General features: G+C 38.2%; 21 protein-coding genes. 14 read left to right on the top strand and 7 right to left on the bottom strand.

The window, feature by feature from the left end:
* Positions 1-27 precede the first annotated feature (27 nt).
* The 3 genes from ACXJIE_RS02305 to surE are packed head-to-tail and all read right to left on the bottom strand — an operon-like array spanning position 28 to position 2646.
* Positions 28-654: a ThiF family adenylyltransferase gene (locus ACXJIE_RS02305; RefSeq protein ID WP_456479361.1), complete on the bottom strand. Its 627-nt coding sequence runs from the start codon at positions 652-654 to the stop codon at positions 28-30.
* On the bottom strand, positions 644-1885 hold the full coding sequence (locus ACXJIE_RS02300; RefSeq protein WP_456479360.1) for a YcaO-like family protein: 1242 nt from the start codon (positions 1883-1885) through the stop codon (positions 644-646). The genes ACXJIE_RS02305 and ACXJIE_RS02300 overlap by 11 nt, the downstream gene beginning before the upstream one ends.
* Positions 1885-2646, bottom strand: a complete 762-nt coding sequence (gene surE, locus ACXJIE_RS02295; RefSeq protein WP_456479359.1) for a 5'/3'-nucleotidase SurE — start codon at positions 2644-2646, stop codon at positions 1885-1887. Before surE ends, ACXJIE_RS02300 begins: the two co-directional genes overlap by 1 nt.
* A gap of 24 nt (positions 2647-2670) precedes the next feature.
* On the opposite strand from surE, the gene ACXJIE_RS02290 reads away from it, so the two are divergent.
* Positions 2671-3177 carry a stationary phase survival protein SurE gene (locus ACXJIE_RS02290; RefSeq protein WP_456479358.1) on the top strand — a complete coding sequence of 169 codons (507 nt, stop codon included), beginning with the start codon at positions 2671-2673 and terminating at the stop codon, positions 3175-3177.
* A gap of 19 nt (positions 3178-3196) precedes the next feature.
* Positions 3197-3886: a 2,3-diphosphoglycerate-dependent phosphoglycerate mutase gene (gpmA, locus tag ACXJIE_RS02285; RefSeq protein WP_456479357.1), complete on the top strand. Its 690-nt coding sequence runs from the start codon at positions 3197-3199 to the stop codon at positions 3884-3886.
* A 162-nt stretch (positions 3887-4048) separates the two neighbouring features.
* On the opposite strand, the gene ACXJIE_RS02280 is transcribed toward gpmA, so the two are convergent.
* Positions 4049-4771 (bottom strand): ABC transporter permease, encoded by a 723-nt coding sequence (locus tag ACXJIE_RS02280; RefSeq protein WP_456479356.1) that lies wholly within the window; start codon positions 4769-4771, stop codon positions 4049-4051.
* Between the two features lie 112 nt (positions 4772-4883).
* Here ACXJIE_RS02280 and hisD point away from each other — a divergent pair, with 112 nt between their 5' ends.
* Genes hisD through ACXJIE_RS02265 form a run of 3 tightly spaced genes read left to right on the top strand, consistent with a single transcriptional unit; the run spans position 4884 to position 8973 of the window.
* The gene (gene hisD, locus ACXJIE_RS02275; protein ID WP_456479355.1) at positions 4884-6173 is read left to right on the top strand and encodes a histidinol dehydrogenase; all 1290 of its coding nucleotides are present in this window, start codon (positions 4884-4886) and stop codon (positions 6171-6173) included.
* A complete protein-coding gene (locus tag ACXJIE_RS02270) occupies positions 6174-6614 on the top strand; it encodes a VIT1/CCC1 transporter family protein (RefSeq protein WP_456479354.1) in 441 nt (146 codons plus the stop codon).
* A gap of 19 nt (positions 6615-6633) precedes the next feature.
* Positions 6634-8973 (top strand): ATP-binding protein, encoded by a 2340-nt coding sequence (locus ACXJIE_RS02265; RefSeq protein ID WP_456479353.1) that lies wholly within the window; start codon positions 6634-6636, stop codon positions 8971-8973.
* Between the two features lie 60 nt (positions 8974-9033).
* On the opposite strand, the gene rpsO is transcribed toward ACXJIE_RS02265, so the two are convergent.
* Entirely contained in the window at positions 9034-9309 is a 276-nt protein-coding gene (gene rpsO, locus ACXJIE_RS02260; RefSeq protein WP_456479352.1) for a 30S ribosomal protein S15, read from the bottom strand.
* 119 nt (positions 9310-9428) lie between these two features.
* On the opposite strand from rpsO, the gene ACXJIE_RS02255 reads away from it, so the two are divergent.
* The 3 genes from ACXJIE_RS02255 to flhA are packed head-to-tail and all read left to right on the top strand — an operon-like array spanning position 9429 to position 13928.
* Entirely contained in the window at positions 9429-11279 is a 1851-nt protein-coding gene (locus ACXJIE_RS02255; protein ID WP_456479351.1) for a sensor histidine kinase, read from the top strand.
* A 53-nt stretch (positions 11280-11332) separates the two neighbouring features.
* Entirely contained in the window at positions 11333-11755 is a 423-nt protein-coding gene (locus ACXJIE_RS02250; RefSeq protein ID WP_456479350.1) for an RrF2 family transcriptional regulator, read from the top strand.
* A gap of 13 nt (positions 11756-11768) precedes the next feature.
* Positions 11769-13928 carry a flagellar biosynthesis protein FlhA gene (flhA, locus tag ACXJIE_RS02245; RefSeq protein WP_456479384.1) on the top strand — a complete coding sequence of 720 codons (2160 nt, stop codon included), beginning with the start codon at positions 11769-11771 and terminating at the stop codon, positions 13926-13928.
* Here the strand turns inward: flhA and cmoA are convergent.
* On the bottom strand, positions 13925-14632 hold the full coding sequence (gene cmoA, locus ACXJIE_RS02240) for a carboxy-S-adenosyl-L-methionine synthase CmoA (RefSeq protein WP_456479349.1): 708 nt from the start codon (positions 14630-14632) through the stop codon (positions 13925-13927). The two genes, flhA and cmoA, sit on opposite strands and share 4 nt — an antisense overlap.
* A 50-nt stretch (positions 14633-14682) precedes the next feature.
* On the opposite strand from cmoA, the gene ACXJIE_RS02235 reads away from it, so the two are divergent.
* Genes ACXJIE_RS02235 through ACXJIE_RS02215 form a run of 5 tightly spaced genes read left to right on the top strand, consistent with a single transcriptional unit; the run spans position 14683 to position 20235 of the window.
* A complete protein-coding gene (locus ACXJIE_RS02235; RefSeq protein WP_456479348.1) occupies positions 14683-15945 on the top strand; it encodes an O-acetylhomoserine aminocarboxypropyltransferase/cysteine synthase family protein in 1263 nt (420 codons plus the stop codon).
* Positions 15929-18157: an EAL domain-containing protein gene (locus ACXJIE_RS02230; protein WP_456479347.1), complete on the top strand. Its 2229-nt coding sequence runs from the start codon at positions 15929-15931 to the stop codon at positions 18155-18157. Before ACXJIE_RS02235 ends, ACXJIE_RS02230 begins: the two co-directional genes overlap by 17 nt.
* Before the next feature lie 25 nt (positions 18158-18182).
* A complete protein-coding gene (gene metX / locus ACXJIE_RS02225) occupies positions 18183-19292 on the top strand; it encodes a homoserine O-acetyltransferase MetX (protein ID WP_456479346.1) in 1110 nt (369 codons plus the stop codon).
* The gene (gene xseB, locus ACXJIE_RS02220; protein ID WP_456479345.1) at positions 19289-19462 is read left to right on the top strand and encodes an exodeoxyribonuclease VII small subunit; all 174 of its coding nucleotides are present in this window, start codon (positions 19289-19291) and stop codon (positions 19460-19462) included. The genes metX and xseB overlap by 4 nt, the downstream gene beginning before the upstream one ends.
* The gene (locus ACXJIE_RS02215; protein ID WP_456479344.1) at positions 19459-20235 is read left to right on the top strand and encodes a carbon-nitrogen hydrolase family protein; all 777 of its coding nucleotides are present in this window, start codon (positions 19459-19461) and stop codon (positions 20233-20235) included. Before xseB ends, ACXJIE_RS02215 begins: the two co-directional genes overlap by 4 nt.
* Here the strand turns inward: ACXJIE_RS02215 and ACXJIE_RS02210 are convergent.
* The gene (locus tag ACXJIE_RS02210; protein ID WP_456479343.1) at positions 20228-21274 is read right to left on the bottom strand and encodes a dehypoxanthine futalosine cyclase; all 1047 of its coding nucleotides are present in this window, start codon (positions 21272-21274) and stop codon (positions 20228-20230) included. The two genes, ACXJIE_RS02215 and ACXJIE_RS02210, sit on opposite strands and share 8 nt — an antisense overlap.
* A 69-nt stretch (positions 21275-21343) precedes the next feature.
* Here ACXJIE_RS02210 and ACXJIE_RS02205 point away from each other — a divergent pair, with 69 nt between their 5' ends.
* Positions 21344-22225 carry a GGDEF domain-containing protein gene (locus tag ACXJIE_RS02205; protein ID WP_456479342.1) on the top strand — a complete coding sequence of 294 codons (882 nt, stop codon included), beginning with the start codon at positions 21344-21346 and terminating at the stop codon, positions 22223-22225.
* Positions 22226-22313 lie beyond the last annotated feature (88 nt).

The following is a 22313-nucleotide window of genomic DNA, read 5'->3' as shown; positions in this document are numbered from 1 at the left end:
TGTCAAGCAGCTGATTAGTGAAAAATGCTAAACGAAATCTTTAAGCACTTCTGCGCACAGTGCGAATCCGAAAGCTCCCGTAACACCGACAAAACTGCCCATATCGCATTTAATCGGTTTTTCAACGGAATATACAACTTTAAAATCTCCTTGGAATTTTTCTTTTTTAAGCCTGTCCCGTACTTTTTTGGCAAGGGGGTCGGTGTTTGTCTTCCATATGCTTTCGATTCTGATTTTTGTCGGATCCACTCTTTTTGCGGCCCCCATGGATGATATTATTTTCGGATAAGATTTTTTTATAAGTTCTGTCTTGGCGTTTAAATCGTCGATTGCGTCGATTATTATATCGTAACTTTTTAAATTCAGCTCCTCTATGTTGTCAGGCGAGAGCTTTATATCAAGAGATGTTATCCCGGGATACATTCTTGAGAGAACCTCGACTTTTTTTTCTCCGACATATTCGCTTCCGATTTGTCTGTTCTGATTTGTGGGATCAAAAACGTCGAAATCGGCAACGGTTATGTTTTTGACACCCGAACGGTACAGACACTCAAGGGCGTATCCGCCGACCCCTCCCACACCGCAGATTAATATTTTCAGCTCTTTTAAATGATCGAATTTGGAAAACAGTTTACGGCATCTGTCATATCTCATTCAGTTTCCTTGCAAGGTTGAGTATGTTTAAATACGTATCTGAAAACTTAGGTTTTGTTCCGTTTCGGAAATGACGCTCGAAATCGTCAGCAAAAACCGGTTTTTCGAATCTTACGCCTATCAGAGCGCCCGTTTCCGTGGCAAAAGAGTATTTTAGTTCGTCTATTATTTCGTAAATATCCTCTTTCGGGTATTTTTCATAATGAAGTATCTTGTCCCTGTAATAGAGTTTACCCTGGTTTATATTGTTGTATATCATATCTTCGAGGGGATAAACTTCACTTATTCCGGGAATTATTATTTGAATTGCGAAAAACGGATTGGCATCGTAAAACTTTATGTACTCTTTTTTGTTAAAAACGTCAAGGCTGTCGAAATTCCACTGCGCCTGTTTAAAAAGGGGGCGTTTTAAAAAATTGGTGTGTACGTCTCCGCTTAAATTAGTGAAATGTCTGTAAAGATTAAAAGAGTTTTTAACTTCTTCAATATCGTCGTTAAAATTTCCCGTTTCCCTCATTTCCGTCTGCCACAGTTCGAGATAGGCTTTTTTTACCGCTTTTTCCCTGTTTAAATCACATCCGAAAGAGAGAATTATTTCTTCGTTTTTTATATAACTTGCCGCCATCACGGGGTATTTTCCGCCGAGGGAGGCGTCGTATATCTGGATGTTCGGGGAGTTGAGGGGGTGTTTTATTTTAGGAAGCGGAATGGCGTATCTTATAACGTCGAATTTTACGAATCTTTCTATTATTTCCGTTTTTGCGTTGTAATATGCCGTATTAAAATCGAAATGAAAAGCCATACCGTTGCTTGCATAAAGGTTTTGAAGCAGGTTAACCGGAAAATAAACTTTTTTTCCGGAGTTTTTTTCAAAAAAAGGAATTGAAAGTATTTCAAAACTGTCGCTGTTAAAATCAATCAAATCCTCTTTTTGCATCAGGTCTATTTTATAAAATTCCTTTAATTCTCCGTTTAAAAATTCGGTGTTTTTCATATCCGGATAAAGTCCGTTTATATAATATTCTTCGAAAAGGTTTCTTGTAAACAGCCGTTCGCACATTTCGCCGTAGGCGCTTTTTAGCGCCTCCTCTTCGGTTTCCCCTTTGCCGAAACTGCTCAGAGCCGTTTTGTAATCGGTAAGTTCGGCAAGGAAAACGTTTTTTTCAGGGGTTCTTACGGTATGAGAGGGCTCCATCCCCAAAGAGCTTAAAAGGTTATGCATTTTTTCCATTAAAAAATCTTTAAAGTTTCGATTGTTTCATACGCTGTAATGTCGAGTTTTAAAGGGGTTATTGAAACGTATCCGTTTTTTACGGCGTTAAAATCGCTGTTTTCCTCTTCTTTAAACCGGAGCGGGTGAAGACCTATCCAGTAGTATTCCTCCCCCCTCGGGTTAAGGTGCCTGTGGGCGTCGAATCCGTAAAGTCTGTAGCCGAGTTTGGTTATCTTATAACCTTTTATATGCCGGGTGTTTGGTATATTTACGTTTAAAATCTGCCTGTGCGGTATTTTTATTTTCCCTTCAAGGGTTTTTCGCGTAATTTCTTTTACAATCGCGCCGGTACTGTCCCAGTTTACTTCGCACGGCGGTGTGTCGTAACTTTTAAGCACCTGTGAAAAGGCTATGGAGGGGATGCCGTGAACGGCGCCTTCAAAAGCTCCTGCGGCGGTTCCTGAGTAATTCACATCTTCGCCCATATTCGCTCCGTGGTTTATTCCGCTTAATACAATATCCGGTTTGGCGTTTTTAAACAGTTTGTCCATCGAAAGATATACGCAGTCCGCCGGTGTTCCATCATCGAGTTTATAAAAGTTTTTTCCTATTTCCACAAACCTCAAAGGTTTTGTTATGGTAAGCGAATGGGAACACGCGCTTTTGTGGTGAGCCGGCGCCACTACATACACTTCGCCGAGTTCTTTTACGGCGTTTGTTAAAACTTCAAGGCCTTTCGCTTCGAAGGAATCGTCGTTAGTTATTAAAATTTTTGGCATAATTCTCCTTAAAAAGGGTTGTTGATGTATTCAAAGTATTTACGTTCCGATATATCTTTTAAAATTTTATCAAATTACCCGTTTTATTCGGCGGATATCGAAAAAGATTTCGAAAAGTTTAAAAGAAGGCTTTTTGAATATGATGTCGGAATTTTTGTAAGCGGACAATGGAAAACGGAAAACGGAAAACTGAACGACCGGGATATAAAAATTTTTAATTCTTCGGGTGAAGAACTGACGTGGGAGGACGTGGTTTTGAATTATATGAAGGCTTTGAATACTTTTATGAGAGAGCAGATAGGCGTATGTATCGGCAAAGAGATCCCGAGAATTATAGACAACGAGCTTACATATCTTATAATCCAGAGAAAAAATAAAAAGGATTTCAGCGATATGTTTTTCGTGGCTGTTGACGGGGAGGTCATTTTTCCCATGATAAGCAGAAATTTCGATATAAACTTAGCCCTTGTAAAACTTGCGGAGTGGAAAAATAGGGCAAATATGAAAAATTTGGTAAAATTTCATACTTAATTCATAATAAAGGACGAATATGGCTAAACTTGTACTTGTCAGACACGGAAAAAGCGAATGGAATAAACAAAACAGATTCACCGGATGGGTTGATGTGGATCTCGCACCCGAAGGAATTGAAGAGGCTAAAAAGGCCGGTGAAAAATTAAAAGAAGAGGGTTTTTGTTTTGATATATGTTTTTCTTCATATCTGAAAAGGGCGATTAAAACCGGGATTATCATTTTGGAAGAACTTGATTTGCTGTTTATAGACCATATTAAAGACTGGAGATTTAACGAAAGACATTACGGTGCGCTTACCGGCCTTAACAAAGACGAGGTTAAAGCGGAAGTCGGGGAAGAGAAATTCCTTCTGTACAGAAGAAGCTACGACGTTCCTCCTCCGCCGTTGAGCGAAGACGACAAAAGGCATCCGAGATTTGATCCGCATTACAAAAACTTTCCCGCCGAACTGCTGCCTAACACCGAAAGTTTAAAAGACAACCAGATAAGGGCGATGGCGGCTTTCCACGAAAGGGTGGCCCCGCTTCTTGTCGAAGGTAAGGACGTGCTTATTACGGCACACGGAAACACAATAAGGGGAATGGTAAAAGAGCTTGACGGAATAAGCGACGAAGACATTCCGAAATTCGAAATTGCAACCGGTGTTCCGAGGGTATATGAATTCGATGAAGCGCTTCATATTAAAAACGTGTATAATATAGACTAAAAAGGAGAATCGGCAGTTTCTCCTTTTTTAACAGTTGTATAACCCGTTACTTTTTAAAATTCCGTTTTCCTGAGTGTAGTGTTTGAAGGTTCGGCGTTTATTGACATAAACACCTGATGTTTTGCTGAATATTGATTTATTATAAATCAAAAAACCCTTTTATTATATAATGAATCTGTTTTCTCTTATAAAGAACATACTTCCGAACAGCGCACTGAAAAGATTGATACTGACAAGCATATAAATGATAACTATCTGGTAGCTTACGGCTTTAAGAGGATCAGCACCCGCTAAAAGCATACCCGTGGTTATCCCCGGAATCGCCACGACACCGATTGTCTGAAGCATATTGTTAACCGGTATAAGCGCCGCTTTTATAGCCTGGCGCTGCATAATCTTAAGGGCTTCGCGTATGTTTGCCCCGATTGCCACGAAGGCTTCGATCAGCTCTTTTTGAAGTTCGAGCTCTCTTCTTATCCTTTCTACGGTCAGAGTGTAAGTGTTTAACGAATTTCCTATAATCATTCCGGCTATAGGAATAAATTCGTTGGGTTTAAGGGAAATGATTTTTAATATTATAAGTGTTGAAAGAATAATAACCGTACTGAGAGTAAGGGAGTAAAAAGCCGCTTTGAAGCTGAATTCGCTTCTTTTTTTGGCTATATAGGCGGAATATAAAAGCATAAGAAAAACTATGGGAATATAAAAAAGCGGATTTTTGATTTTGAATATGAAACCCAACACAAACCCGAGAGTGGTAAGCTGCAAAAAAGCCCTTACCGAATTGACAAAAAGCTCCTTTTCTATTCCGACTTTGTATCTGTAGGATATTATCAAAGGTATTAAAACCAGAACAAAACTGAAACTTATAAGGGAAAACTGCATATATTTCCTTTGCTTTGAAATTAACCGTTTTGTTTTAAAACAGAAGGGACTTTTTTCGAATTTTAACATTTATGGGATTAATTTGGTACAATTTCTTAAAAAAAGGGAAGTTATGAAAATAATAAACACATCATCTCCCGGGTTTAAAGAAGAGTTTAACGAAATATTAAAACGCGGTAAGATGGATATTGAAAATGTTGAGGGGATTGTCAGAAACATTATAAACGAAGTAAAAAACGAAGGCAACGCCGCGCTTTTCAGACATATTGCCAAATTTGACGGATGGGAGCCAAAAAGCGGTGAAGATCTGGAAATTTCAAAAGAAGAGATGAAAAAAGCGTATGAGAACCTTGATGAAAAATTAAAAAAAGCCCTTCATCTGGCGTATGACAGAATAAAAGCCTACCATGAAAAACAGCTTCCCAAAACATGGCTGACATTTGAAGACAACGGAACCGTTTTGGGTCAGAAAGTAACTCAGGTGGAAAGAGCGGGAGTGTACGTTCCGGGAGGCAAGGCGTTTTATCCGAGTTCGCTTCTTATGAATGTAATTCCGGCCATTGTCGCGGGGGTTAAAGAAATAACGGTAACCACGCCCGTTATAGGAAACACTCCTAACAGTCTGCTGCTCGCGGCACTTTACATATGCGGAATGCCTAAAACGTTTAAAGTCGGAGGAGCGAGTGCAATAGCCGCAATGGCATACTCAACGGAAACTGTTCCTAAAGCGGATGTTATTACGGGACCCGGGAATATTTTTGTGGCGACCGCCAAAAAACTTGTTTACGGAGAAGTAAATATAGATATGATAGCCGGACCGAGCGAAATAGGCATTATTGCTGATAGCAGCGCAAAACCCAACTATATGGCTATAGATCTGCTTTCCCAGGCGGAACACGACGAAATGGCAAGCTCCATTCTAATTACCGATTCCGAGGATTTGGCGGTTAAAACCGAAAAAGAGGTTTACAGGTTTTTAGAAGAGCTTGAAAGAAAAGAGATTGCCAAGAAATCGATTGAGGAGAGAGGGGCCATAATCGTAACCGAATCGATTGACGAAGCGGTTGAGCTTATGAACGAAATCGCACCCGAACATCTTGAAATCGTAACGGCGAATCCTTTTGAACTGCTGCCTAAGATAAAACATGCCGGAGCTATATTCCTCGGTGAAAACACCCCCGAACCTATAGGTGATTATATAGCGGGTCCTAATCACACGCTTCCCACTGGCGGAACCGCCAAATTTTATTCACCTTTAAACGTCGAAGTATTTATGAAAAAAAGTTCTATAATCTCTTTCAGCAAAGAAGCGATAATGTCTATGGGTGAGGATTGCGCCGTTCTCGCTCATACGGAGGGACTTACGGCACATGAAAAATCGGTTCTTGAAAGACTGAAATAATTGAAAGAAGCGGTAACTTCCTTTTTTTCTTTTCTGAGCGAAAGTCTTTTTAATCTGCTTCCTTCAAATGCGGTCGTGTTTGTTTTTTATCTTGCGGGGGTTTTTATATTAAGCCTGCTGATTATAAAAGTTTTTTCAGTGAAAGCTGGAAAAGAAAAAAATGTAAAAAGTTCTCTTAAAATGGACGATTTAATAAAAGTCGCCTCTTCGAGCAGCACTTCGTCGGAAGAACTTTTTAAAGCGTTGGTGCTGTTTTATGACAATTTCGAAGTGAAAAATAAAGAAAAGGAATCGTTTGTGTTTTTGGAAAAAGTTTTGAATCATCCCAACAGAACAAAAAAACTGTTCGACTTTTTTCACGAAAAGATTTTGCCCAAAAACATTTATTATGAAAAAAAACTGAACGAGCTCGAAAAAAAAGCGCTGAATAACAAATTGTGACGTACAAAGGGGGAGGGTTATGAAAAAAATAGTTTTTTTATGTCTGTTTGCCTACTTTCTTTTTGCGCTGAAATACACATCCGAAGAAAAACGTTTTTTAAAATCCCATCCGGTGATTTATTTCAGTGCGATGGAATACTGGCCTGTTGACGAAAACGGAAATTCGATTCACACCAATTTTATCGGATTGTTGAACAGATACGGGAATTTAAACATCCAGCCTATCTATTTCAAATACTGGTCGGAAGGGTTCAATGCGGCAAAAGAGGGGAAAACCTACGGTATTGCGGCTTTAAGCCGTTCTAAAAAAAGAGAAAAATATTTTTATTACACGCCTCCTTACAATTACAATCCTTATTACCTGATTGTAAAAAAAGGAAGTGACATACACTCTTTTAAAGATCTGAAAAACAAGAGGGTGTTTGTCGCCAAAAATTCCATAATAAGGGAATTGTTGAAAAACAAAAAAATTTTTTTGACATATACCAAAAACCCTTATAAAGATTTGATGCGGGGGAAAATAGACGCTGTTTTAACGTTTTATATGCCCAAAACCGGATTTGTAAAAAATTTAAAAGTGACAAAGGTCTTTATTGACACGTCCGGGGAGGAGCATATAGGAATCTGTAAAAAATACCCCGTTTTGTATTCTGTCGTTTTAAAAGCGTTTAAAGCGATACCTTATGATGAAATTGAAAAAATTAAAGAGAAATATTATTTCAACCCAATGCCTCCTGTCAATGTGATAACGCCCGAAACAACGTTAAAGGATTTGATAAATCCCGCAGATGTCGTGCTGCTGTTTTCAACCATTCTGTTTTTATTCGTAATCGTTTATCTGTTCATAACCCGCAAATACCTGAATCTGAAACTAAAAAAGTTTCTTATGGGGATATTTACGATAGAGGCTTTTATTTTGGCGATGATTGTTTATGAAATAGTGATGCTTAATTATTATTCAAATAAAATATTGCAAGTCAAATCCAGGAGTTTTAACGAACTTTTTCTTACGGATAAAATTTCGGAATCCGTATTCGAGTTAAACGACGCTTTTATAAGAAAAATAAAAAACAGACAAACGTCTTATTACGCTTTGTTTGCAGGAAAACGGAACGCTGACGGGTTAAAAGTACTTGATAAAACGCTTTCTTATTACCTTTCCCCCGAATTTTTTCACCCTTCCGTTTTATCCAAAATCGCAAAAATTAAAATTATCCTCAACAACCTGATCACCCTTCAGGACAAAGTAATGAAAAACCTCGCCGACATATCCATTTACGACAGCAGTTTCGGCTATATAATGGATCAGATAAAACTTATAAGGAACTACATTAAAAACGAAAACGACAAAGAAATAAGCCTAATTAAAGACAAAATCAAATATCAGTTTTTATTGTTTATGGCCATAGCCCTGATTTTTGTATTGAGCAACATTCTTCTGTTTATAATGATAAAAAAGAAAATATACAAACCCATAACATACCTCATAACGACCATTCAAAAACATAAAAAAGGAATAAGCGCCGGCAGGGAATATTTTTACAACGACGAAATGGGTATTTTGATAAAAGAGTTTTTTTCGTTGCAAAAACAGCTCGGCGAAACGATAAAAGCATTAAAAGAGCACAAGAAAAACCTTGAAAAGGAAGTAAAGGAAGAGGTTAGAAAAAGAACCTGCCAGGAAGAGGTTTTATTAAAACAGTCGCGTCTTGCGTTAATGGGCGAAATGATAGACGCAATAGCGCACCAGTGGAAACAGCCGCTGTCGCTGATAAATCTTTACCTGTACAGACTGAAAAAAGAGAAAAACGGAAACATAGAAGAGATATCAAACGATATCAAAGCGCAGATTACACATATGGTAAACACCTTAAACGAATTTAGGAACTTTTTTAAAGACGACAAGCAAAAAGAACTGATATGCATATCCACGGTGGTGAACAACACAATGCTTTTATTAAAAGACGATTTGATTAAAAACGGTATAAAGGTTTATATTAGCCTTGAACCTGATTTCTGTATTATGGGGATATCAAACGAATTCAAACATCTTCTTATTACGATTATTATTAATGCCAAAGACGTGTTTAACGAAAAAAACATAAAGGACAGAAAAATTAAAATATCCACAAGGGAGGACGAAAATTTTTATTATCTTGGAATAGAAGACAATGCCGGAGGTGTTCCCGAAAACATAAAAGACAAAATTTTTGATCTTAACTTCAGCACGAAAAAAGAAGGCAGCGGTGTCGGCCTTTATCTTGCAAACAGAATAGCCGTTAAGCATACCGGTGTTTTAAACGTCACTAACACCCGAAACGGTGCGAAATTCGTATTTAAAATAAGAAAAAAAGGCTGAAAAAGAGTCTTCTTGTAAAAAAGTGTCCGGCACTTTTACAAAAAATAAAAAAAGACCGGGTTAAACCCTGTCTCTTAAATTTAGAGCCGAAATAACCTCAAGATATCTTTCGTGATCTTTTCTTTTGAGGTATCTCATAAGTCTTTTTCTCTGACCGACAAGTTTAAGCAGTCCGAGCCTGCTTGAATGGTCGTGTTTGTGCTGTTTTAAGTGTTCGTTGATTTCATTGATTCTTTCAGTCAACAGTGCTATTTGAACCGCAGGACTTCCCGTATCTTTTTCATCGTTTCCGAATTTAGCGATAATTTCTCTTTTTTTCGCCGAATCCAAAGCCATGTCAGCCTCCTGATTGGTAAATTTTCAATCTGTTACAATTGAATTGAAATGAAAGTATATCCGGTTTTTTTTTAAAAAGCAAATTTTTATATAATAACACATTAAAAAAAAGGGTTGTTATGAGGTTTTTGTTTTTATTTTTTATACTGATTAGCGTTTCTTGTGCTAAAAACGTTCTTATTTTAAACTCGTATTCCATTCAGCTCGCATGGACTAAAGGCGAACTCGAAGGTGTTTTGGAAGAACTTGACAAAAATTCAAAGCTGAAAAAATATATTGAATTTATGGATACCAAAATCTTCCGTCCCACTCCTCTTAGAATGTACAATTATTACTATTATTTAAGTAATAAATATAAAAACGTAAAATTCGACATAGTTATAACAACGGACGACAACGCGCTGAATTTTGTAAGAAAATATAAAAATTATCCTTTATTTAAAAACGCAAAGGTGTTTTTCTGCGGCGTCAACAACCTCACTCTCTCCTCAAAACTGGATAAAAAAATATATACGGGGGTTTTTGAAAAGAAAGAACCGATGGAAAACCTGAAATTCGCCAAAAAAATAAAAAATCCGCTTAAAGACGTATATATCGTTTCGGACGCTTCCGTTTCGGGAACGTTGGTTGTAAAACAGTATCTGAACGCTTTTAAAAACGTTAAAAACATAAAATTCCACGTTATAAACGAAAAACGGCTCGAAAAAGTTTTAAAAGCGCTTAGCGAATATTCCCCCGATTCCGTAATGATGCTTCTTACTCCCTCAAGCTATTACCTCAACGGCAGACACGTGGATTATATAAAAGCAACAAAAATTATTTCAGAACATTACAACAATCCTATAATAGTCCATACCGATATTTTTGCGGACATTCCGGATACGAACGTGGTAGGCGGTAAAGTTACGGACGCTCTTTCGCAGGGAAGGGAAGTCGGGAAAAAAGTGCTCAGGTACGTCGGCGGAAAACCGCTTGAATCCATACCGTTTACGTTCGAAAAAGCCAACAAAATGTATCTGAACGTAAAAAATCTTGAAAAATTCGGTATCGACGCCTATAAGCTCGGCTATACCCATGCGGTTTACGTAAACAAACCGACTTCTGTTTTGGAAATATACAAAAACTGGATTATCCTCGGAGTCGCGCTTTCTTTTGTGGTATTTACATTTCTCGTTATACTTGCTTATAAAAACAGACAGTTGAAAAACTATAATGAAAAAATAAAAGAATTAAACGAAACTCTCGAAACGAGAATAAAAAAAGCGGTCGAAGAAATTTCACAAAAAGACAGGATTTTGGCACATCAGACAAAACTTGCTGCGATGGGTGAAATGATCGGGGCGATTGCGCACCAGTGGAGACAGCCTTTAAACACACTCGCACTTAACATCCAGCTTTTCCCTGAATATATAGAAGAACACGGATGTGACGAGGAAAGTATAGACGCGTTTATAGAAAAAAATATGAAAACAATCTTTTTTATGAGCCAGACTATTGACGATTTCAGGAATTTTTTTGTGGACGATAACAAAAAAACCGAATTCAGCGTTAAAACGGCGCTTGAAGATACGCTTAAATTAATAGGGGTGCAGTTAAAAGCCAAAAATATAAAAACCGAAGTAGAAGGAGGGGATTTTATAATTTACGGCAGCAAAACGCAGTTTCAGCAGGTGATATTAAATCTGATTTCAAACGCAAAGGACGTTATTGAGGAAAAATCGGTAAAAGAGGGGAAAATAACAATTACAATAAAAACCAAACAAAGAAGTGTTTCCGTAAGAGACAACGGCGGCGGAATAGACGAAAATATTATGTATAAAATATTCGAACCCTATTTCACCACCAAAGAGAATAAAGGAAGCGGCATAGGACTTTATATGTCCAAAATCATTGTCGAGAAATATTTTAACGGAAAACTTGAAGCCGTAAATGATGAAAAAGGCGCCGTTTTTACAATAAAATTCAATTAAAAAACATAATAAAAAAGATAATTTGTGTATAATTTTACAAAAAAGGATGAAAATTGCTGTTTACGAAATCGACCGCCTACACGCTTCACGCACTGGTTGAACTCTCGAAGTTCGACAAACCGGTAGACGTTACACATTTAGCCGAAATTACGGAACTGCCGAAACCTTTTTTGGCTAAGCTTCTTCAGACGCTTTCGAGAAAGGGTTTTGTAAAATCTTTTAAGGGTATTCACGGAGGGTTTATTCTGTCCAAAGAACCCAAAGACATTAAAATTATAGATATTTTCAGGGTTATGGAAGACAAAAACTCTTTGGTGTTTTACTGTTCGAGCGATCCGGACGACTGTATGAGAAACAGGGCGAGTATATGTTCCATAAGGCCTTTTTTCGCATTTTTGGAAAACGAATTTTTAAAAATTGTCAAAAACTACACTTTAGAAGACGTCATAAGGATGAAATCTGATAACCAAAGTTAAAAACTCATTAAAAATTGTTAGTGAAATAACAGATTTAGGCGTAGTCGCCTTTGTTTTTGCTATACTGCTTATAATTATAGTCCCGCTGCCAAGCGGCATACTCGATTTTTTCCTGACCGTTTCTTTGTCGGTTGGGGTTTTAATTCTGCTGCTAAGTCTTTATATCCCCAAACCGACCGATTTTACAACGTTTCCTACAATAATTCTTATAGTAACCCTTTACAGGCTTTCTTTAAACGTGGCCACCACCAGGATGATTCTCTCCAAAGGCTACGAAGGGCCGGACGCCGTTTCAAAAATAATAACCGCTTTCGGTAATTTCGTGGTGGGCGGAAATTACGTTATAGGAATAATAGTCTTCATAATTCTGGTTATAATAAACTTTATGGTTATCACTCAGGGTTCCACCAGGGTTGCCGAGGTTGCGGCGAGGTTTACGCTTGACGCGATGCCGGGTAAACAGATGGCCATTGACGCGGATTTGAACGCCGGGCTTATTGACGAAGCCGAAGCGAAAAAAAGAAGAGCCGAACTTATTCAGGAGGCCAATTTTTACGGGGCTATGGACGGGGCGAGCAAATTCGTAAAAGGCGACGCAATCGCCGGTATTATAATAACGCTCGTAAATATTTTGGCCGGTTTTATGATAGGTGTTTTTCAGCAGGGAATGGATTTGGCCAGTGCGGCTTCCACTTATACGATTCTGACGGTGGGAGACGGTCTTGTGGGGCAGATTCCGGCACTTATGGTTTCCACCGCAACGGGTATTATTATAACCAGGGCGACAAAAGACGACACCAATTTTGCCGAAGGCGTTATAAAACAGCTTATGAGAGATTATAAAGTAGTGCTTATTGTAGGCACGATTCTCTTTTTTATGGCTTTTATCCCCGGATTTCCGACAGGCAGTATGATGTTTGTGGGATTTGTGTTTTTGATTACCGGTTATCTTATGATGGAAAGCGAAAAGGGGACGGATCCGCTGCACTCCTTAATATCTAAATTTAAAAAAGCCCCTCCCGCCAAAAAATCCGTCTCCTCAAAAGAGTCACAAAAAGCGGCAAAAAAAGACGAAAAACCTAAAAAATCCCCGGAAGAGCTTGCAAAAGAGGAGGAAAAAGTCCTTGAAGACATACTTAAAGTGGAACTGTTGGAACTTGATATCGGTTACCAGCTTATTAAAATAGCCGACCCCAACCAGGGGGGCGATTTGCTCGACCGTATAAAAACAATGAGAAAAAAAATAGCCCAGGATTTCGGATTTTTGGTGCCGCAGATAAGAATAAAAGACAATCTTCATTTAAAACCGACCGAATATCAGATTCTTTTAAAAGGCGTCGAAGTGGCGAGAGGGGAAATTTTCCCAGATAAATATCTTGCGATGTCGAGTCCTATGGTGATAGAGGAGATAGAAGGCGAAAAAGTAAAAGAACCCGCATTCGGAATAGACGCCATCTGGATTGAAGAGGAGAAAAAGGAAGAAGCCCTTATGAACGGTTATACGGTTGTCGACGCTTCAACCGTAATAGTTACGCACATAAGCGAAATAATAAAAAAATACGCCGAGGAGCTTCTGACGCGCCAGGATGTTCAGGCTATGCTTGACAGAATCAAAAAAGATTTCCCGGCGGTTGTTGAGGATGCGTTGAAAGTTGCGAATATCGGGCTTATACAAAGGGTTTTAAAAGCACTTTTACATGAAAAAATACCTATTAAGGATATGATTACCATTCTTGAAACGGTTGCCGATGTCGCCGAATATACCAAAAATATAGACATAATCGTAGAGCATGTGAGAAGCGCCCTAAGCCGCGTAATAACGAAACTGTACGAAAGTGAAGACGGAACGCTTAAACTCATCACCTTTGATACGCAGACCGAACAGTATCTTATGAACAAACTTCAGCAGCAGGGGGAACAAAAACAGTTTATGTTCACCGTCGCCGAAATGAATAAACTTGTTGAGGAAATAAGCAGTGCCGCGGCCGAAATACTCAATAAAGGAATCGCACCCGTTATTCTGATTGTTGATCCGCTGATTAGAAAACCTCTCGCCGAAATACTTGAAAGATTCGGGGTAGAGGTGGTGGTGCTTTCCCACGCCGAAATAGATCCCAATGCAAAATTCGAAGTCTTAGGCAGTATTACAATTAATTTCCGTCAAAACGGTTAATTTTTAAAAGCTATAAACGTTGCGAAGTTGTTCCATCTGAAAACAACCTCTATATCTTCAAAACCGGCGTTTTTGAGCATTTCGATGTTTTCTTGCATAGTGTATGGTATCAGTACGTTTTCAAGGGCTTCCCTTTTTCTTGCTATTTCGTATTCGCTGTAACCCATCCTTTTTTTGTAGAGGTAATATATGTCTATCATTATTTTGTTGAGTTTTTTGTTTTCGGTGACAAGTTTTTCGCTCATTAAAAAAACACCTTCTTTTTTTAGGGAATCGTAAATTTTACGTATCAGCTTTTCCCTTTTAAGGGGTCTTACGAACTGAACGGTGTAGTTCGCTATAACCGCTTTTAATTCCCCGAATTCGTATGTGAGAAAATCCGCATTTACGAAATTGACGTTTACACCGAACGCCTTGGCTTTATTCCTCGCCCTTTTTATCATAGCTTCCGAATTGTCTATACCCGTAAGCGAGAGGTTTTTTTTTCTTTTGGCAAGTTCTATTAAAAACGTTCCGGTGGAGCTGCCGAGATCCGCTACGGCGTCCTGTTCTTCCAAAAAATTTTCAAGAATATCTATCTGTAAAGAGAGGTTTTCTTTGTAAAACGGTACGCTTCTGTTTAACATATCGTCAAACACGCTCGCCACTTCCTCGTCGAATTCGAACTGTTTTTCTATAGGTTTTGTGAAAACTTTGTCTTCCATTTTTATCCTTTGGTATAATTATGGTAATTTTATCAAAAAAGGATTTTTTTATGAAAGACGCTACGCTCGCCCTTCATTACGGATATGTTAAAGACGGTGAAAAAACAATGCAGGTTCCCATTTATATGACTACGGCGTATGAATATGAGGATACGGATCACGCAGCAAGACTTTTCGATTTGAAAGAGGAGGGAAATATTTACACCCGTATAGGCAATCCCACCACGAGGGTGTTCGAAAAGAGAATCGCGGCGCTTGAGAGGGGTGTGGACGCGCTTGCAACGGCCAGCGGGATGGCCGCAATATTTTATTCGATTGCCAACCTTGTAAAAAACGGGGATAATATAATAATATCGGACAAACTGTACGGCGGAAGCATAACCCTTTCGACGCAGACTTTAAAGCAGTTCGGCATAAATGCGAAATATTTTAATGTACATGAAGCGGATGCGCTTGATGAAATGATAGACGAAAAAACGAAACTTGTTTTGATAGAAAGTGTGGCTAACCCGGCCCTGACGGTGCCCGATTTTGAAAAAATAGCGGAAATCACCCGAAAACACGGTGTTATTTTAATATGCGACAATACAATAGCGACTCCTTACGGGGTAAAACCCGTTCAATTCGGAGCCGATATAGTGGTACACAGTGCGAGCAAATACATAGCGGGCAACGGAAGTGCGATAGCGGGGTGCGTCATAGAGTCACCAAAAGCCGTAAATAAGCTCAAAACCCAGAGATACCCCCAGTTTAACGAACCGGATGAGAGTTATCACGGTCTTATTTACTGCGAAAGATTCGAAAACCCTTTTACACAAAGGGCCAGGCTTGCGCTTTTGAGGGATTACGGCGCCGTTTTGTCTCCTTTTAATTCGTGGCTTTTGCTTCAGGGGCTCGAACATCTGCACTTAAGAATAAAAGAGCATTCTCAAAACGCTCTTAAAATAGCGGAGTTTTTGCAAAAACACCCAAAAATAAAAAAAGTCAATTATCCGTTTTTAAAAACGGACGATAATTATAAGTACGCACAAAAATATCTGAAATATGCGGGCGGAATCGTAAGCTTCGAAGTGGAAGATTACGAATACGCCAAAAATATCGTTAAAAACCTTAAAATATTTTCGCTTGTCACCAATATAGGCGACAGCAAATCCCTCGCCACACATCCGGCGAGCACCACACATCAGCAGCTCAGTTCCGAGGAGCTTGCGGCGGCGGGCGTTGAGGAAGGTCTTATAAGGCTTAGTGTCGGGCTTGAAGACGTCGGTGATTTGATTGAGGATTTAAGGGAGGCTATTGAAAAAGCAGATTAAACTGATTTTGGTTATTCCCATTGTTTCTTTTCTGTTTACCATAGCAGTTTTTTTTATGCTGTATAAAAATCTGCTTTTTGATTTGGCAAATAAAAAATTCGAAATTGACAAGCAGCAGCTTATCGAAAACGAAAAAAGAATATTAAAAAACGAAGTGGACACCGTTTTAGCCGTTATAAACCAGAGCAGGCAGATAGGATACGCCCTTGCATACGACGTTAACAAAAATCTTTTGCATATAGTTACGGACAATTACAAAAACTATAAAGCCGGGGTTGAAAAATATTTTAAAAACTACTACACCGAAGATCTTTTCTTCTGGTATAAAACCGGAAAAACGGCGTATCCGCGGGATATTGTTTTGGAAAAAACAAAAATAGGACGGAAAATATATACGGTAACAAAGCACGGAGGAAAAAAATATCTGACGGTTTATAAAAACGTCGACGGTGCGGATATCGGAATCGCTTTTAATCTCGACATTATTAAAAAAACCATCCAGAAAAACATTTTTGAATTTCTGGACAAAATAAACAAAGATCAGGTGTCTTATATAGCACTCGGTAAAATAGACACGTGGAACCCTCCCAAAAACGGTGTATTCGGTGAAATTATATATGCGCCGGAAGGTCTGAAAAATATGATCGGGCGTAAAATTTCAATCAACAAACCCGACATAAAAGGAAACTTTTTTAACAAAACATATTTCAGATGTTTTAAAAACGACAAAAACTGCTTTGTCGAATATTATTTCAAAAATCCCAAAACGGGAAAATACGAAAAAAAGATCTCTTATTTCGCCCTTTACAAGCCTTATAACTGGGGTATAATGAAAGGTATTTACATATCGCAGATAGAAAACATAGTAGAACGGACCAAAAACAAAATATTTTCCAATGTAAAAGAACTGTTCACCGCCACGTTTTTAACCCTTATCCTCATAGCGGTTTTAAGTATTTTGATAACTTACTATGTGGGTAACATAATAGCGACCAATATAGTTTGCGAATATGAAAAATTAAAAAACAATTATGAAAAGGCAAGAGAAGATCTGATAAAAAGGTATTATTTCGATTCTCTTACCAGACTTCCTAACAGAAACAAACTGCTTGACGACGTTAAAAACTACAAAGCCCTTGTCCTGATGGATGTTGACAATTTTTCCGATATCAACGATATTTACGGTTTTGAATTCGGAAATAAAATTCTGAGATTCGTAGCGGAATATCTCAAAGAAAATTTTGAAAACGTCTACCGTGTGGGCAGTGACGAATTTGCCGTTGCGTTTAAGGAGAATATAGACTATGAGGATTTTAAACGTTTTACCGATATGAAGCTTTCATATTTCGATATAAAAATAAATTTCACCATAGGTGCGAGCAATATTAAAAACAAGCTTTTCGAAACCGCCGAAACCGCTTTGAAATTCGCGCTTAAAAGCACTAAAAAAAATTTTGTTTTATACGACAAAAATATGGAGGAAAGACAGAAAGTCAAACTCTCCAAAATACAGACGCTGCACAAAATACTCGAAAAAGACGGCATACTCCCTTATTACCAGTGTATAGTGGATAAAGAGGGCAAAACGCTCAAATACGAATCTTTAATGAGACTGAAACTTGACGGTGAAATATATCCCCCTTATTATTTTATGGACATACTTAAAGACTCAAAACTGTATGACAAATTTTCAACCGTTATGATTGAAAAGGTTTTCAAAGATATGAAAAAAATCGAAAAAACCGTTTCGGTAAACCTCTCTTATGAAGATATCCAAAACGACGATACGAGAAATTTTATATGTTCTTATCTAAAAAACAATAAAATGGACGTGGTTTTCGAAATACTCGAAACCGAAAACATAGAACATTTCGGCATAGTGATAGATTTTATCAACTGCGTTAAAAAATACGGCGCCAAAATAGCGATTGACGACTTCGGCAGCGGTTATTCGAATTTCGTAAATTTGCTTATGCTTAATCCGGATTACATAAAAATAGACGGTACGCTTGTCAAAAACGTAAAAGACGGAAAATATAAGGACATTATAAAACTGATAGTCGATTTTAACAAAAAATTCAATTTGAAAACAATAGCGGAGTTCGTAAGCGACGAAGAGAAATTTTTACTCTTAAAAGAACTCGGCGTCGACGAATTTCAGGGATTTTACTTTTGTGAACCCAAACCATTAGAAGAAATTTTAAAAAATTGATAAAATTACACGAAAAAAGGCAGATATGAATATTGAAACCAAAACAGCAAAATTTACAAAGCCTTTGTACCTTGAAAGCGGCAGGATTCTCGAGCCGTGGCAGATTGTTTACGAAACATACGGTGAACTCAACGAAGAAAAAAACAACGTAATACTCATAACTCATGCGCTTTCGGGCTCACACCACGCAGCCGGTATGTACGAAGGGGACAGAAAACCGGGATGGTGGGACGCTCTGATAGGAGACGGCAAGGCGATAGACACGAGAAAATATTTTGTTATTTCAACCAATGTTATAGGCAGCTGTTTCGGCTCAACCTCACCGATGTCTCCGATGTATCCCGGCAGCAGTGAGAGATACAGGCTGAAATTTCCCGTTATTACCGTAAAAGATATGGTAAAAGCACAAAAAATATTACTCGATTCGCTCGGAATAAAACGGGTAAAAGCGGTGGTCGGGGGAAGCATGGGCGGAATGCAGGCCTTAAGGTTTGCGGTTGATTTTCCGGGTTTTTGCGAAAACGTGATACCCATCGCCACCACCTACCAGACAAAGCCTTACGTTATAGCCATAAACAAATCCATGATTGAAGCCATAAGGGCGGACGGCGAATTCAAAAACGGGAATTATGATCCCGACATAATAAAACAAAAAGGCTTAAAAGGCCTTGCCGCCGCAAGAATGATAGGATACCTGAATTATATATCTCCTAAAACGTTTGAGAGGAAATTCGGAAGGGAATATGTAAAAACCGACGGAATGTTCGAGCTTTTCGGCAGATTTCAGGTTGAAAGCTACCTTGAATACAACGGCGCTATGTTTCCTAAATGGTTTGATCCCCTAAGTTATATATATATTTTAAAAGCCATATCGCTTTTTGACATTTCAAGAGGGTTCGTTTCTTTAGAAGACGCTTTTTCCCATATTAAAGACAGGGTGTTTTTAATCTCATTTACCGGTGACACCCTCTTTTTCCCGGAAGAGATGAGAGATATAAAAAATTATATGGACAAAACGGGAGGGGATTGCAGGCTGTTTGAGATAAACAGCGACTACGGACACGACAGTTTTTTAGTTGAAACTGAAAAATTCGATTTTATCATAAACGACATTTTAAAAGGAGATGTTAAATGAAGGATTTTGAAACGAAACTGAACGAGGCGAAAAAACTGCTCGAAAAACTCAACGACCCCGAAATAACGCTTCACGAAGCGATGGAATATTATAAAAAGGGGGTGAAACTGCTTGAAGAGGCTACTAAAATGATAGAGGAGGCGAAACTGCAGTTTCAGGAAATAAAATGAAAATAGCCCTCTTGCAGAGTGCCGAGCTTCCTTTTGACAAAGCGAAACTGAATTATTATCTGAATATTGCAAAAACGGAAAACGTAAAACTTTTCGTATTGCCCGAATACGTTTTAAACCGTTTTTTCAAAGATATTGAAAAAATTCCGGTTAATTTCGTAAAAGAGCAGTCGAACCATCAGCTTAAACTGTTAAAAAAACTCTCTTTGGTATATAACATTACGATAGTGGCGCCCCTTATAATCGTAAAGGGGAGCAAAAAACACAAAAGCATCGTAAAATTTCAAAAAGGAAAGGCGAGATTTTATTACCAGCAGGTGTATATGCCGTACGAACACTGGAACGAGGATATGTTTTTTGACAAAAAAGAATCCAAACCCCTGATATTTTCCGTAGGAAACATAAGAATCGGGGCTATGTTCGGTTTCGAAGCGCATTTCAGCAGGTTTTGGGATTATTTTTCAGAAAAAAAAACGGATCTCGTGTTGATTCCGAGTGTAGGAACGTTCAACTCGAAAAAAAGATGGCTTGAGCTGATAAAAACGTTCGCTTTTGTTAAAAATATGTATGCGGCGCGCGTCAACAGAACCGGAAGCTGGGGGGAATGGAAATTTTACGGGCACAGTTTTTTAATAAACCCGGACGGCGAAACCGTCGTCAGTCTCGGGGAAAAAGAGGAGCTTCTCATATCCCGTATAGATAAAAACCTTATAAAAGAGGCGAGAAAGGAATGGAGGTTTAACAAACTTGCAAAAGAGATAAATTTCAGCTGAATATTTCCAGAATTTCGTATGCGGTGTTTCTTTTCGCCGGAATTTCCCCTATATCTTTAATAAGTTCTATCATTTCTTGCTGATTCATCCTGTTTTGTGCGCCCGCGCTTCTTACGACGTTTTCTTCCATCATTGTGGAACCGAGATCGTTTGCCCCGTAAAGAAGTGCCAGCTGCCCTATATAACTGCCCTGTGTTACCCAGCTTGACTGTATGTTTTTAAAATTGTCCAAAAACAGTCTTGCGGCTGCCAGATATCTTAAATACCTGTTCGAAGATGTTTTACCCGTTACGGTTCCCTCTTTGTAAAGAACCGTGTTGTAAGGCTGAAACGACCACATTATAAATGCCCTGAATCCCCCGGTTTCATCCTGCAAACGTCTTATTAAATCCCAGTGCTCGACTATCTCTTCAACGCTCTCCACCGTACCGAACATCATGGTGGCCGTGGTTTTCATACCTATAAGATGCGCTTCTTTATGTATTTCAAGCCAGCGGGAGGAGTCTATTTTTTTAGGGGCTATAATGTCCCTTACCCTGTCGCTTAATATCTCCGCACCGGCTCCAGGAATGGAGCCGAGCCCTTTTTCTTTAAGTCTTAGTAAAACCTCTTTTACCGGAATTTTCGAAACCTTGGATATATAGTCTATTTCAGGGGCCGAAAAACCGTGAATTGTGATTTGTGGGTATTTTTTATGTATATGTTCCACTAAATTTTCATAAAAATCGATTTTCAGGTTAGGATGTACACCTCCTTGGAAAAGAATCTGAGTCCCTCCTATTTCTATAAGCTCCTCAATTTTTTTATCTATTTCCTCAAAACTCAAAACATAGGCGTCTTTGTCTTTTTTGTGTCTGTAAAAAGCGCAGAATTTACAGTTTACGAAACAAATGTTCGTATAATTGATGTTTCTGTCTACTATAAAAGTGGTTATTTTTTCCGGATGAAGCTCCCTTTTTTTCTCCAGTGCCATTTTTCCGAGGGTTATCAGATCTTCATTTTTGATTAATTGCAGAGCTTTTTCTTTTGTAAGCCTCAAAATCACTCCTTTTTTTTGTATAATTCATAAGTTTTGATTTTTTCAGATAATAACAAAAAAGGTAACGGAATGGAAGAAACGATTATAAAAATTTCCCAAAAAGCGATGGATGAGCTGAAAAAAGCACATAAACCGCCGTATCCTTTGTATTATAAAAACATATTTGTTTCTTTGGTAAAACAGGAAGGCATTTATGAAGAGCTCAATCCGAAACTGTTATGTGTGGATCCGGACCTGAACGAAATGATACTTCACAAAACAATCAGTACAATCAAAGAGGTTTCTAACGTTTCAAAGGAAATAAAACAGGATTCCGAAAGTCTTATCGAAGAAGTGGCTCCGTTGCAGATGGAGGAGATAAAAGAGATTATTATGCAGTTCAGCACTTCACTGCTGCAGAAAATAAACAAACTCGAAAAGACGGTGCATTCCCTTGAAATAGAGCTTGACAGAGCTTATAAAGAGCTTCTTATAGATCCCCTTACGAAGGTTTACAACCGAAAAGCGCTTCTTAAGGATTTAAACGAAATATTGGAAAAAGGAAAAGAGAGGGATCTTAACCTTATAATCGCAATAGTGGATTTGGATCATTTTAAAGAAATTAACGACAAATATGGTCATTTAGTAGGAGATTTCGTACTTATAAAAATAGCGGATATAATAAAAAAAATGATAAGAAGGGAAAATAAAATTTATAGATACGGAGGAGACGAATTTATTATTATTTTTAACAGAATGGATATTTTAAATGTAAGGAAAATTATAAAAAGAATTATAAAAAAAATAGAAAACACTCTTTTGAAATATAAAGAGGATTTAATCAAGGTCACCGTTTCTATAGGTCTTGCGAAACACAAAAGAAACGACACTTTCGATGAAATCATAAAAAGAGCCGATAATGCGCTGTATCAGGCGAAAATCAAGCGCAACGGCTTTGAAATAGGGGAATGATATGAGTATTTTTGACGGAATTATCATCGGTATTACGCTTATTCTAGCAATTAAGGGGTATTTTAACGGTATAATAAAAGAACTCGCC

This window comes from Nautilia sp. (genome assembly GCF_053994455.1).
The sequence above is the reverse complement of the archived record's forward strand: the minus strand, read 5'-3'. Positions and strand labels throughout refer to the sequence as shown.